Genomic DNA, 14,196 nt, shown 5'->3' with positions numbered 1-14,196 from the left:
TACGAGGAACATAAGACATGCATATCTATTTTGCCCCGCTTGAGGGGATTACAACCTATCCATACAGAAACCTGCACCACAAATATTTTGGCGGTGTGGAGAAATATTTTACTCCGTTTCTGGCGCCGGGACCGGAACAGGGGATGAGCGTGAAGGAGATGAGGGATGTATTGCCGGAAAACAATGCCGGGGTACCGGTCGTTCCGCAGATCCTGACAAACAGGGCTGGGGATTTTCTTCTTGCATCGAAGAAACTCTCAGAGATGGGATACCGGGAGATCAACCTGAATCTCGGATGTCCGTCCGGAACGGTCACGGCAAAGAAGAAAGGTTCCGGATTTCTTCTCTACCCGGATGATCTGGACCGCTTTTTTGATGAGGTGTTTTCAGACGCAGCAGTGCGGAATGGTGAATTCCTCGTTTCGGTAAAGACACGGATCGGGAAGAATGAGGTGGAAGAGTGGCCGGAACTTATGCAGGTTTATAACCGCTACCCGATCCATGAACTGACGGTCCATCCCCGGATCCAGAAGGAATTTTATAAAGGAACCCCGCATCTCGATGTATTTGCAGACATTTTGAAGGAGAGCAGAAATCCGGTCGTGTATAACGGGGATCTGTTTACGGTGGAGAAGACAAAAGAATTTCGGGAAAAGTTTCCAACAGTCGGGACGGTTATGATCGGAAGAGGACTGATCCGGAATCCGGCGTTGGCGGAGATGATCTTGCAGGAAGAGACGGAAGCTTGTACGGATCGTCTTGAAAACGGAGTTAGGATTTTTGAAGCAGATGGGCAGTTACAGACTCAAGGGAATAGAAACAAAGGGGACATCCTGCCGAGGATCCGCGAGTTCCATGACGCCCTCTTTGAACACTACCGCGAGACCATGTCCGGCGACCGGAATCTTCTGTTCCGGATGAAAGATCTCTGGAGCTACATGCTGGCAGAAGTGCCGGACAGCGAAAAACTCGCCAAAAAGATCCGTAAATCGCAGCATGTGCCGGAATATCTGGCGGCGGTGGAGGAAGTATTTGCAAGATGGGATGCAAACAGATAGTCGGAAAGGAGGCCACTATGCAGTTACTGATCAAACAAAGAGTCTTCTCATGGACCGATACCTATGACGTCTATGATGAACATGAGAACCCAAAGTATTTCGTAAAAGCGGAATTTTTTGCGCTGGGGCATCAGATCCACGTGTATGATAAGAGTGGAAAGGAAGTCGGCATGGTGAAACAGCGGCTGTTTGCGGTTTTGCCGTGTTTTGATATCGAAATCGGAGGAAAAGAGGCCGGAAGTGTTCAGAAAGAATTTTCCTTTTTCAAGCCGCGCTATGAGTTGGATTACAACGGATGGCGGTGTGAGGGAGACTTTCTGGCGTGGGAATATGATGTCTATGAGGCGTGCTGTGTGGCGGTCCATATTTCAAAAAAGCCGTTTCAATGGGGCGATACCTATGTGATCGACATCGTGGATCCGAAGGATGAGGTCATGGCGCTCATGCTGGCGATCGCGATCGATGCGGCGAACTGTACGAAATAGATGAGATCATGTCATTCAGCACAAAAATACGAAGAGAGCAGCAGGAGGAATAAGATGGATACAGAAAAACAGCCAAAAGAAACATTCGTAGAACAGATGGAGCGCGTAAACCGCACCAATCCATTCATGATCCACAACAACATCCGCGCAGTCGCTTTGTCCGAGGACGCAGCCGAAGTGTGTGCGGAGGTTACGGAGGATTCCTTAAATGCCATGCAGACAGTCCACGGCGGACTGATGTTTGTGATGGCGGAGATCGCAGCAGGACTTGTGACGAGGAATGACGGAAGAAAATACGTGACACTGGACAGTTCGTTCCGGTTCCTCCGCGGCAGCAGCGCGAAGAAGCTCCGCGGAGTCGCAAAGATCACGAAGCGAGGAAAAACCGTCTGCTTCACAAAATCCCAGGTGATGGAGTCGGAAACCGGGAAGGTGCTGGCAGAGGGAGAGTTTACGTTTTACTGTATGGGAGAGTAAGACAGAAGCAAGAGAAAGATGTAACTGTGATATGCATTCTGATAAAGAATGGGAAATGCTGTTTTATAAAGAACGAGAGGCAGAATCCGGTAAAAACCAGATCCTGTCTCTCGTTTTGCTGTTGGCCATCCGCAGAAGCCGCCGGCAGCATGCCCTGCAAAGAAATCCTGTTTTGTTTACCGGTTAAGCATTCGTTCCGGCCTAGTTGCTGCGCAGCCGATGTCTCCGGCATGGTCGAGATAGTTGAGAACGATTCCGAAGATGCGCTTCGGGTTGCGGTAGAGCGGTCCGTATACAACTTTGTCATTCGTAATGAGTCATGGAATTGCTGCAAGCTCTTCTTTGCTGCCTTCGTTGTACCATTTGGTAAGTCCCGGGATCTACTGTTTCTGGATGAGGCTCATCATGTCCTCTGCCCATGCGGTTCCCTTTGCTGCGTTCAGTGCTTCGATCGGGAGAACACCGCCAGCTAATACGATGCCGGCGTTTTCGGTTCCGTTTGTTTTAATGAAATCGGATATGCGATAAGACGTTTTAAATTAACGCTATTATAGCGGCAACTTTTGGGTTCGTCAATTGCGGGATTTTGTGTGAGAACCGACAGGATCCCGGAACCGGAAGGGATAGATTTGCGACGGAGTGTTTGATAAAAACCAGACAAACTGTAATGCGACAACAAAATAACAAACAAAAAGTATGAAAATCCTCTTGACATGGACATATGTCCGCGATATAATGCGAAATAAAATCAGACAATAAGTAATTCACACAAATATTTAGTTTGAAGAATCAAGGCAGTCCCTTGCTTCTATTGCGTAAAGCGACAAGCAGTGGGCGAGGACTCAATGCAGATGGGAGGAAGCAACATGGAGAGAGACAGTTATGTTTACAAGACGCCGGCGTCGAAGCTTGTACAGGTAGCTGCGATCGCGGCGGAATATAAAGACCGTCCGGATATGCTGATGACAGTCCTGATCCGGGCGCAGAAGGTTGTGCCGGCATTCTCAAAAGCGGTCGCCAGTGTCATCGCAAGGGAGATGAACATCCCGATGAACCAGGTCTACAGCTTTGTAACCTTTTACGCGATGCTTTCGGTGAAACCTCAGGGCAAATACATCGTCCGCATGTGCAAGAGCGCCCCGTGCCATGTCCACGGAGCGAAGGAGATCGTGGAGGCCATCGAGGATCAGCTCGGAATCTCGATCGGCGAGACGACTGAGGACGGAAGGTTTACCTTGGAATACTGCCCGTGCCTGGGACTCTGCGAGATCTCCCCGGCGATCATGATCAATGACCGGGCATACGGAAACCTGACCCCGGAATCTGTCCGGGAGATCATCAAACAATATATCAGAGAGGATGTGTAGATCATGCAGGAAGTTCATGTACTCTTAAAGAATCGTGGAAAAATTGACCCGAAAAATGCGCAGGAATACGCGGACAACGGCGGATTTGCAGCTCTCGAAAAAGCGCTCGCGATGACCCCGGAGGAGATCCTCGAGACGGTGAAGGAAGCGGGACTTCGCGGCCGCGGCGGAGCGGGATTCCCGACCTGGAGAAAGATGCAGTTTACGGCAAATGCGGCGGATCCGGTCCGCTACATCGTCTGTAATGCAGATGAAGGAGAGCCTGGAACAAACAAAGACAGGATCCTGTTGTCGACAGACCCGTGCTCGATCTTTGAGGGAATGGCGATCGCCGGGAAAGCGGTCGGCGCCCATGTCGGCTACATCTATCTCCGCGCGGAATATACGTATCTTTTCCCGGTCATGCAGGCGGCCCTGCTCCATGCGGAATCGCTCGGATATCTCGGAAAGAACATGATGGGGAGCGGGTATGATTTTGAAATCAAGTTCCGGTCCGGCGCGGGCGCATATGTCTGTGGTGAGGAGACAGCCCTGTTTGAATCGATCGAAGGAAAACGCGGGGAGCCGAGATTCCGTCCGCCATTCCCGAGCATCCACGGACTGTTCGGAAAACCGACAATGTTAAACAACGTCGAGACTCTTGCAAACCTCGCACCGATCATCAAAAACGGAGCGGAGTGGTACCGGTCCATCGGAACGGAAAACAGCCCGGGAACAAAGCTTTTCACGGTCTGCGGCAACGTGGTCCGGAGAGGTGTCTTTGAATTTCCGATGGGTGTGAATTTAAAAGATATCATCTATGAAGTCTGCGGCGGCATCCCGGACGGCCATAAGCTTTTAGGCGTCCAGACCGGCGGTACCTCCGGCGCGATCATCAATGCGGATCAGATCGACATGAACCTGGATATCGACTCGGTGTCTGCGTCAGGCGGACGACTCGGCTGCGGAACGATCCTCGTGATCGACGACCGGAACTGTATTGTCGACATCGTGCTCAACAACCTTGATTTCTTCCGCGGTGAGTCCTGCGGAAAATGCACCCCGTGCCGGGAAGGCGGTCAGCAGCTCTACAATCTTGTGAACCGCATCGCCCAGGGACACGGCGCGATCCAGGATCTCGAAAAGATCGACGAGCTGACAGAGACGATGCAGCTCACTGCGCTCTGCGGACTCGGCCATTCTACGGCGGTCCCGGTCCGCACCAGCATTCAGAACTTCCGGAACGCATATCTGCACCATATTGATAAAGATTTCTGTCCGGTATGCAGCGGGAAAGGAGGAATTTACCGATGATCCATCTGATCATAGACGGCCAGCCTGTTGAGGTGGAAGAGGGAACGACGATCCTTCAGGCGGCGAAAAAAGCATGTATCCATATTCCGACATTATGTTACCATGAGGACCTGAGCATTAAGGCGGTCTGCCGCATCTGCGTGGTGGAGGTGGAAGGACAGAGACTTCTTCCGACTGCCTGCAGCACCCCGGTCGCTGAGGGCATGGTCGTTCAGACGGCGTCCCCGAAGGTCTTGAAGGCGCGCAGAAATATCCTGGAGCTGATCTTTGCAAGACATCCGCAGAATTGTCTCGTCTGTCCGAAGAGCGGAAAATGTGATCTCCAGAAGGTCGCTCAGGATCTCGGCATGCACCTCGATATCCGCTATGACACACAGATCCGCCATCAGGAGGAGGACTGGTCTTCCCCGGCAATCATGCGAAACCCTCAGAAGTGTATTCTCTGCGGCAGATGTCTTGAGATGTGCAACGATATTCAGGGGATCAACGTCCTCTCGAAGGAAAATCGCGGCTTCCATACGTTAGTTGCTCCGGCTTACGGCGAGAAGCTCGCAGACACGAACTGTATCGGCTGCGGCCAGTGTGTCCAGGTATGTCCGACGGGCGCCCTGACAGTCCATTACCATACATACGGGCTCATGAAGCAGAAGGAGCTCGGAAAGAAGCTGATCATCCAGGTGGCCCCGTCTGTCCGGATCACACTTGCGGAGGCACTCGGGGAAAAGCCGGGCGTGGTCAGCACCGGAAGACTCGTGTCTGCGTTAAAACGTCTCGGATTTTATAAAGTGTTTGATTCCGATTTTTCCGCAGATCTGACGATCATGGAGGAAGGAACGGAACTTCTGCACCGCCTGAAAAACGGCGGAACTCTGCCGATGATCACATCCTGCTGTCCGGCATGGGTCAAGTACTGTGAGACGTATGCGCCGAACCTGACGGATCACCTCTCCACCGCGAAATCTCCGCAGCAGATGTTCGGGGCGATGATCAAGACCTGGTTTGCGGAGCGGGAAGGCATTGATCCTGGCGAGATCTGCAGCGTGTCCGTCATGCCGTGTACGGCGAAAAAGTTTGAGTGTACGAGACCGGAGATGCGTGACAGCGGATATCAGGATGTCGACATCTCGATCACGGTCCAGGAGCTCGCAAACCTGATCCGTGCGGGCGGGATCGATTTTTCTGAACTTCCGGATACCCCGTTCGACGATCCGTTCGGCGAGGGAAGCGGGGCAGGCCTGATCTTTGGTGCGACCGGCGGTGTTATGGAGGCGGCACTCAGGACAGTCTATGCGGTTGTGACCGGACAGGAGATGCCGCGCCTGGAGTATACGGATGTGCGCGGATTTAAGGGGATCAAGGAGTCGACTGTGAATCTGAACGGCACGGAGATCCGTGTGGCGGTGGCTCATGGAATCAAGAATGCGAAGATTCTTCTGGAAAAGATAAAAGAGGGAAAGGCTGATTATCACTTTATCGAGATCATGGCCTGCCCGGGCGGCTGCATCGGCGGCGGCGGAAATCCGCCGAAGACCTGGAAGATCATGGAAGAGCGGAAGAAAGCCATCTACGAGGCCGAAAAGAACCTCCCGATCCGCCTTTCCCACAAGAATCCGGCGGTAAAGCGCGTCTACGAGACATACCTCGGGGAGCCGTGCAGCGAGAAAGCGCATAAGCTGCTGCATACGACGTATTTTAACAGGCAGGATCTGTTGAGATAGACATAGAAAACTGCAATGGAAGAGCGTGTTCTGTTGTCATTACAACATTAGCAATGACAGACAGAATGCGCTTTTTCTGCGTTGAAAATATCCTCATGAGAAGAGTTCATTCGATATCGGAGATTGCTGTTTCCTGATATCCAGGTACTTCCGCGGTAGGAGCTGCCGCCGGCAGCAGATGGTTTGGCAGGACAGTCCTGTTTATTACGACAAAAACAAACTATTTGTAACATAAAAATAAAATAGCAAACAAAAAGTTTGAAAATCCTCTTAACAAAGACATATGTCCGTGATAACATGACGTCAGAGCAAAACAAAAAGGAATGCAAACCCGCTGACCGATGCGGCAGCGCTGATGTCGATCACGATGATCACCCAGTATCTCCCGAAAGCAGTTGCAAACGGAGTTTACATGAAGGCCCGCGACAAGATGGCTTACGGACAGTATCTCGCAGGTATCGCATTCAATAACGCATCCCTCGGATATGTCCATGCGATGGCTCACCAGTTCGGCGGTATGTACAATCGCCCGCACGGTGTCTGCAACGCGATCCTTCTCCCGCATGTGGAAGAGTTCAACCTGATCGGCAATGCGAACCGCTTCCGCGACATCGCAAAGGCCATGGGCGAGATTACGGAAAATAAGCTCTTGCAGGCAAGCTTGCATCGGATTTCCGACTTTTGACCCTGCTATCTTAAAATGCAGATAGAATCTGAAATAATTACTGTGAATCATCAGCAGTATTTCGGCTGCTTCTCGCCTCCTCAAGATAATTATAAAGCGTGTATTTTGAAACCTTCAGCGTCTCACAGAGGAGCACGCTCGTCTTGGAAATCTTGAAGACACCTTTCTGGTCGAGATAGTCCAGAGCGCGGATCTTTTCTTCTTTATTCATGAGTCCCATCGGCTTTCCGACGAGGAGTTCCGCCTGATTCATATAGTACTGAAGGATATCGTCCACATTCTTGGTCGCAAGCGCGTCTTTGTCACTCATCGGCGCATGGTGGGTCATCGGATACTGGACGAACGCATGGAGCGCACGCTGGGCATTTAAAAAGTCGGAGACATCGAGATTTACGCAGACAGCTCCGATGATCTTGCCGTTCTCATCCGGGATCAGGGTCGTGAAGGATTTGTAAAACTGATCTTTCTGACCGTTTGAGAAAGTCTGGAGACTGTCCTTCAGAGGTTCGATATCTTTTCCGAACTGCGTGATCATTCCCCCTTTCGGAGAACCGCCGACATCGCGTCCGCTGAGCGCAGCGTTTAAAGCATAGACGATCGTATGATCGTAACCTTTCCGGTAGTCGTGAATTAAGATCTCACTGTTTTCACCGAGAAATTTTTGGAGACCTTCCAGAAAACGGATCAAAAAGTCGAAATCAAGATACTTGGAAATTTCCATAAATGCACCTCCATGGAGACAGATACCGGATCAGGCATTCCCCCCGAAATGCACCGCCGGAACACTACGTGAAAATATTAACAAACCAGAGGCGAACAAACCTCTGAAACTTTTAACTGGTCTCAGAATATCATATAACAAACTGTTTGTCAATTATATAACATTTTTTCATACAAAAAGTTTGAAATAATGATTGACATTCTATGAAGTATGGCCTATAATAAAAACACAAAAACAAAAAGGAAGATAAACAAACTAATTTTTAGTTATTGTACCCATCCTTTTCCGGACCCGGGATCCACTCACAGGGATCCCGAGCCCACCCACTTGGACAACGATGTCCGGCTTTTGAAAGTTGCAAAGTTGTCTGGCTGAATTTGCAGATTCCCCCACTTTGATAGATTCACATCGTGGTGGATGTGATAAAGACCGGTTTTTCTGCGGAATGGATGCCCGCAGGAGAAATGGAAGGCCGAAGGGCCCGCTGCCTCGCCACAGCGAAAAAATCCGCATTTCCGGCCGTGATCCCCATAAGGGAAAAGATGATACATATTGAGCGCAGAACCCCTGAGGCAGACGATCCCCAATATCGCTGTTTCAGGGGTTCTGTCTGTTTTGAGGTGTCATGTGCATTTTCTGGTGGGAGAGGAAAGGAAAACGATCATGCGCATATATTTATAGAAAGAAGAGGATGGTTTGCCTCCTCCGCAGGCAGAAAGTTTCTGGATGGAACATTCCATATTACACAATATCGGCGGATTTTGAGGATTTCATTCGTTCTTTTTAAGACGGCAGATCAATGAAAAATGAGATGGAAAAACAGATGGTCGGGAGGTATTAATGAAATTCAGACAGAACATCATTCTGTTTTTGACAATTTTGGTTGTGGATCTGATCCTGTGCGGCGTGACCTTGCGGATGTGGAAAGGAGAAGGTGCGGAAAAGGATTTTAAGGGAGACGTGTATCATGAAAGAAATAAAGAAGAGAGGGAGTCAGGGGAGCAGGAAAAAAGAAACGGCAGAAAAGAGAGAGAAGTTGCAGCGGGAAAATCGGACATGGTACGGGAGAAGGAGACCGATATGAGAAAATACGTGGCGCTCACATTCGATGATGGTCCGAATTCCAGATACACAAAGCCGCTCCTGGACGGTCTCAGGGAACGCGGGATCCGTGCATCCTTTTTTCTTGTCGGCGAGTGCATTGACGGAAAGGAAGATCTCGTAAAGCAGATGGCGGAGGATGGCCATCTGATCGGTGTCCATTGTATGACACATAAGGATCTCACGAAAGAACCGCTTTCGGATGCCAAAAAAGAAATCTGTGAAACCGGGGAGAAGATCCGGGCAGTGACCGGAGTCATGCCGGAGTACGTCCGCCCGCCATACGGAAGCTGGAATGCGAAGCTGGAGGAGGCGGTGGACATGATCCCGGTATTCTGGGATGTCGATTCCATCGACTGGCGTCTGAAGAACACGGAAAAAGTGACCGCAAAAGTCTTAAAAGATACGGAGGACGGGGACATCATCCTGATGCATGATGAGTTCCGGACATCCGTGGAAGCTGCGCTCCGGATCATTGACAACCTTACGGCGAAAGGGTATACTTTTGTTACAGTAGACGAACTGATGGTCGATTAAAACATTCGGGAAAGGCAGTTTTCATGGATTTATTTGATTATATGAGACAAAATACGATGGAGAAGGAATCGCCCCTCGCGTCCAGAATGCGCCCGACGACTCTGGACGAGGTGGTCGGTCAGAAACATATTATCGGAAAGGATAAACTCCTTTACCGTGCGATCAAGGCGGACAAGCTGGGATCGGTGATCTTTTACGGGCCGCCCGGAACAGGAAAGACGACGCTCGCAAAGGTGATCGCGCATACGACAAGTGCGCGCTTTGAGCAGATCAACGCCACTGTTGCCGGAAAAAAAGATATGGAAGAGATCGTGAAAAATGCGAAGGATGCGATCGGCATGTACGGACAGAAGACGATCCTTTTCGTGGATGAGATCCATCGCTTTAATAAGTCGCAGCAGGATTATCTCCTGCCGTTCGTGGAGGACGGGACGATCACGCTGATCGGAGCGACGACGGAGAATCCGTATTTTGAGGTGAACAACGCGCTTCTTTCCAGATCCAGGATCTTCGAGCTAAAACCGCTGGAAAAGCAGGATATCCGGGAACTGGTAATCCGGGCTGTCTATGATACGGAAAAAGGAATGGGAACTTATGGAGCCGATATCACGGATGAGGCGGCGGATTTCCTTGCGGATGTGGCAAACGGGGACGCGAGAGCGGCGTTAAATGCGGTCGAGCTCGGAATTCTCACGACGGACAAGTCGGAGGACGGAAAGATCCATATCACGATCGATGTCGCGGCGGAATGTATCCAGAAACGGGTGGTTCGCTACGATCATGACGGGGATAACCACTACGATACGATCTCTGCATTCATCAAGAGCATGCGTGGATCGGACCCGGATGCGGCGGTCTATTACCTGGCCAGAATGCTGTATGCAGGTGAGGATGTGAAGTTTATTGCCCGCAGGATCATGATCTGCGCTTCCGAGGATGTCGGAAATGCGGATCCGAATGCGCTTGTGGTCGCGGTGAGCGCGGCGCAGGCGGTGGAGCGGATCGGAATGCCGGAGAGCCAGATCATCCTCTCCCAGGCGGCCGCCTATGTCGCGACGGCTCCGAAGAGCAATGCGGCCTGTGTGGGGATCCAGAATGCGATGAAGGCTGTAGCGAATATGCGGACGATGCCGGTTCCGGCGCATCTTCAGGATAAGCACTACAAAGGCGCGGAGAAGCTGGGACATGGACTCGGCTATAAATATGCACATGACTATCCGAATCATTATGTCACCCAACAGTATCTGCCGGACGGGATGGAAGGAATGAGATTCTATGAGCCGTCGGAGAATGGGTATGAAAAGAAGATCAGGGAGCATATGGAGTTTATAAAGCGGGAAGCTGCTTTTCACGGGTAGGAATTTTCTGAACTGAAAATTCCTCTTTCCATTTTTTTATGTGTGCGTTATAATGAGATATACTCATCAGAACAGCCTGGGAGGAAAGTATTGGAAACGATACTTGCTTCTTTGCTCCCGGGAAGTTTCGAAAAAGTCCTCCGATATCGCTGAAATGCGGTGATCCGATCGGAGAAAAGTTTCAAATCTAATGGTTCCAAGGCAGCGGATCCGGAGACGGGGAGGCTGTTATGATCTTTTTTGATTCCCAACGAGATGATAAAACCGGAATAAGGATGAAGGAGTATTATTATGCGTGAAAAATTAGCAACATTACCGCTGACCCAGTTAAAAGAGCTGGCAAAGAGCCAGGGAATCAGGAATATCAGCGGCTTGAGAAAAGCAGAATTGATCGATCGCCTTTGTGAGGCGGCGGAAAGTGCCGGCGGCGCAAAAGTACCGGCAGAAAATAATGAAAATAGAGAGAATACGGCAGCATCGATGCAGGCGGCAGCGCAGAAAGAGAAAGCGCCGGCTGCTGGAAATGTTTCCGGAGGTGCGGGACAGGAGAAAATGGCATCGGAGAGACCGGCGGTCTTCCAGGACCGCACGGGGCGTCCGGAGAAAACCGAGCGTGCGGAACGATATGAGAGAAATGACCGTCAGGAGCGTGGGGAGCGCCAGATGAGAAATGACCGGCAGGGCAGCTACCAGAGCCGTCAGAACAATTACAGAGATCGCCAGAGTAATTACCAGGATCGTCAGAGCAGCTATCAGGACCGTCAGAGTGGTCATCAGGATCGCCAGATCAGTTACCAGGACCGCCAGAGCAGCTACCAGGACCGTCAGAATGCTTACCAGGGGCAGTCATCTGCGCAGGATTCCCAGACTCAGGGAAACTATCAGGACCGCCAGACTCAGGGCGGCATGCCGGATGCCCAGGGAATTCAGGAGAGCTCAAGAACCTATCAGACTGGTTACCAGACAAGAAACCAGGGTGCTCAGAGTTATACCGCGGAACCGAAGGCAGATCTTCAGGATCTCGACAGCGGGATCGAGGCAAACGGAATTTTAGAGGTCATGCCGGATGGCTTCGGATTTATCCGCTGTGAGAACTTTCTTCCGGGAGATAACGATGTCTATGTGGCACCTTCCCAGATCCGCCGCTTTAACATGAAGACCGGCGATATCATCCGCGGAAGCCGGAGAGTGAAATCCGCGACAGAGAAATTTGCGGCACTTCTCTATGTAAAGACGATCAACGGCTATCCGACGAGTGTTGTGGAGCACCGCCCGAACTTTGAGGATCTGACCCCGATCTTCCCGAACCAGAGACTGAATCTGGAAGTCAGAGGTGGAAAAAATACGACAGCGATGAGAGTCATGGACCTCCTTGCTCCGATCGGTAAAGGCCAGCGAGGTCTGATTGTATCCCCGCCGAAAGCAGGTAAGACAACCTTATTAAAACAGGTTGCAAAAGCAGTTACGACCAACTATCCGGATATGCATATGATCATTCTTCTGATCGATGAGCGCCCGGAGGAGGTTACAGACATTAAGGAATCCGTTGTGGGACCGAACGTGGAAGTCATCTACTCTACGTTTGATGAGCTCCCGGAGCGCCACAAACGTGTCTCTGAGATGGTCATCGAGCGCGCGAGACGTCTGGTAGAGCATGGACGTGATGTCATGATCCTCTTAGACAGTATCACAAGACTTGCAAGAGCCTACAACCTGGTCGTTCCGCCGAGCGGACGTACTCTTTCGGGTGGTCTTGATCCGGCGGCACTCCACATGCCGAAGCGTTTCTTCGGAGCAGCGAGAAATATGAGAGAGGGCGGAAGCCTGACGATCCTTGCAACCGCACTTGTCGATACCGGAAGCCGTATGGATGACGTTATCTACGAGGAATTTAAAGGTACCGGCAATATGGAGCTTGTACTCGACCGCAAGCTCTCCGAGAAGCGGATCTTCCCGGCAATCGATATCTTAAAGTCCGGTACACGCCGCGACGATCTCCTGCTCACAAGCGAGGAGGCGGAAGCTGTGGATATCGTCCGCAAGGCGACAAACTCCATGAAAGCGGAGGAGTCCGTGGAGAAGATCCTGGACATGTTCGCACGAACAAGAACGAACAGAGAGTTCGTGGAAATGACAAAGAAAACACGATTCATATAAATGACGGGCCGGTGCTCGGGATCCGTTGGTCATTTTTCAGACCGGGTTCCGGACACAGAGTCTTATTAAGAAAAATCGTAACTGTGAGGGTACTGAACGTTACTTTTCACGGATAGGAATTTTCTGAACTGAAAATTCCGTATGATACCGTTGTGGTAGCTACTGAACAGTTACGGGGAAGCGTGTAAATACCTGACAGAAAACTGAACTGTCGGGGTAGATAGGAGAACAGAAAGAATGGAAGAAACAGGAAAAAATCCGATCCAGGTCGCAGAGCGCCTGTTCCAGGTGATCGAGTGTCTGGCGGAGAATGGTCCGATGGGGATCATGGATCTGAGCGCGCAGCTCGGATTCCATAAGAGCACGACGCACCGGCTCGTGACTTCCCTCCAGTATATGGGCTATATCCGGCAGGACGAGGAATCCCTGAAATACGCGCTGTCTCTGAAGTTCCTGGAGATCGGAGGCAAGATCCTGGAACAGACGAACATGGCTTCTCTGGTTCATCCGTCACTGAAGAAACTGTCGGAGCAGACCGGAGAGACGGTCCATCTCGTCCGCAGAGAGGGAACGGAGGCCGTGTATATCGATAAAGTGGAATCCAACGTCAGCTCGATCCGGATGGTATCGAGAGTCGGAAGCCGGATCCCCCTGTACTGCTCCGGCGTCGGCAAAGCGCTGCTCGCGGAGCTGCCGGATCCGGAGATCAGAGAGATCTGGAACAGCTCAGAGATCGTGTCCCTGACACCGTACACTGTAACAAAGTTTCAGGATCTCATGGAACGGATCGGGACAGTGCGGAAGGTCGGATATGCGATGGATGATGAGGAGAATGAGGAAGGCGTCCGCTGCATCGCGGTCAGCATTCCGGATTACCATAAAGAACCGGTCTACGCCCTGAGCATCTCTGCACCGGTGAGCCGGATGACGGATGCCCGGATCGCGGAACTTGCCGTGGATGTGCTGGCGTTTAAGAAAGAGCTGGAGAAGACGCTGGGATTCTCGAGAAGCTGAGAAAAGCACAGGAACAGTTATAAAGTAAAAAGAGCGATGAGTTCTGGAATCTGATGTCGGATCCCGGAGTTCATCGCTCTTTTTCGTTACCGTGTGTGGGGATTTTCAGTGTGTGTATTGTAACTGGATTTTACTGATACTTTGTAACTGGTCAGTAGGTCTGCGCACTTGCTGCGCTGACCGTAATAAAACACAGGCCTGAAGGCAAAAATCCCATCGGTGAAG

11 protein-coding genes and 1 pseudogene are annotated in these 14,196 nt (G+C 51.0%); 11 read left to right on the top strand and 1 reads right to left on the bottom strand.

Going from position 1 to position 14,196, the window contains the following annotated elements:
- Window positions 1–17 precede the first annotated feature (17 nt).
- From FN001_RS11120 to FN001_RS11090, 7 genes and pseudogenes are all read left to right on the top strand, one after another.
- On the top strand, window positions 18–1,058 hold the full coding sequence (locus tag FN001_RS11120; protein ID WP_142411865.1) for a tRNA dihydrouridine synthase: 1,041 nt from the start codon (window positions 18–20) through the stop codon (window positions 1,056–1,058).
- A gap of 17 nt (window positions 1,059–1,075) precedes the next feature.
- On the top strand, window positions 1,076–1,543 hold the full coding sequence (locus FN001_RS11115; protein WP_118530374.1) for an LURP-one-related/scramblase family protein: 468 nt from the start codon (window positions 1,076–1,078) through the stop codon (window positions 1,541–1,543).
- A 54-nt stretch (window positions 1,544–1,597) separates the two neighbouring features.
- Complete coding sequence (locus FN001_RS11110) at window positions 1,598–2,020, top strand: PaaI family thioesterase (RefSeq protein ID WP_118530076.1); 423 nt, start codon at window positions 1,598–1,600, stop codon at window positions 2,018–2,020.
- A gap of 866 nt (window positions 2,021–2,886) precedes the next feature.
- Entirely contained in the window at window positions 2,887–3,387 is a 501-nt protein-coding gene (locus FN001_RS11105; protein WP_185911904.1) for a complex I 24 kDa subunit family protein, read from the top strand.
- A gap of 3 nt (window positions 3,388–3,390) precedes the next feature.
- Window positions 3,391–4,680, top strand: a complete 1,290-nt coding sequence (locus FN001_RS11100; protein ID WP_142411863.1) for a complex I 51 kDa subunit family protein — start codon at window positions 3,391–3,393, stop codon at window positions 4,678–4,680.
- Window positions 4,677–6,398 (top strand): NADH-dependent [FeFe] hydrogenase, group A6, encoded by a 1,722-nt coding sequence (locus FN001_RS11095; protein WP_142411862.1) that lies wholly within the window; start codon window positions 4,677–4,679, stop codon window positions 6,396–6,398. Before FN001_RS11100 ends, FN001_RS11095 begins: the two co-directional genes overlap by 4 nt.
- 325 nt (window positions 6,399–6,723) lie before the next feature.
- Window positions 6,724–7,083, top strand: a pseudogene (locus tag FN001_RS11090) (hypothetical protein); the annotation flags it as partial.
- A 37-nt stretch (window positions 7,084–7,120) separates the two neighbouring features.
- On the opposite strand, the gene FN001_RS11085 reads toward FN001_RS11090, so the two are convergent.
- Complete coding sequence (locus tag FN001_RS11085) at window positions 7,121–7,804, bottom strand: helix-turn-helix transcriptional regulator (protein WP_142411861.1); 684 nt, start codon at window positions 7,802–7,804, stop codon at window positions 7,121–7,123.
- A gap of 840 nt (window positions 7,805–8,644) precedes the next feature.
- On the opposite strand from FN001_RS11085, the gene FN001_RS11080 reads away from it, so the two are divergent.
- The 4 genes from FN001_RS11080 to FN001_RS11065 all read left to right on the top strand — a co-directional run bounded on the left by FN001_RS11080 (window position 8,645) and on the right by FN001_RS11065 (window position 13,971).
- A complete protein-coding gene (locus FN001_RS11080; RefSeq protein WP_142411860.1) occupies window positions 8,645–9,442 on the top strand; it encodes a polysaccharide deacetylase family protein in 798 nt (265 codons plus the stop codon).
- Between the two features lie 23 nt (window positions 9,443–9,465).
- A complete protein-coding gene (locus tag FN001_RS11075) occupies window positions 9,466–10,800 on the top strand; it encodes a replication-associated recombination protein A (protein WP_118297466.1) in 1,335 nt (444 codons plus the stop codon).
- A 291-nt stretch (window positions 10,801–11,091) separates the two neighbouring features.
- The gene (gene rho, locus FN001_RS11070; protein WP_142411859.1) at window positions 11,092–12,957 is read left to right on the top strand and encodes a transcription termination factor Rho; all 1,866 of its coding nucleotides are present in this window, start codon (window positions 11,092–11,094) and stop codon (window positions 12,955–12,957) included.
- Between the two features lie 237 nt (window positions 12,958–13,194).
- Window positions 13,195–13,971: an IclR family transcriptional regulator gene (locus FN001_RS11065; protein WP_118297464.1), complete on the top strand. Its 777-nt coding sequence runs from the start codon at window positions 13,195–13,197 to the stop codon at window positions 13,969–13,971.
- Window positions 13,972–14,196 lie beyond the last annotated feature (225 nt).

This window comes from Clostridium sp. Marseille-P7770 (genome assembly GCF_902143525.1).
In the GTDB taxonomy this organism is placed as follows: Bacteria; Bacillota; Clostridia; order Lachnospirales; family Lachnospiraceae; genus Pilosibacter.
The sequence above is the reverse complement of the archived record's forward strand: the minus strand, read 5'-3'. Positions and strand labels throughout refer to the sequence as shown.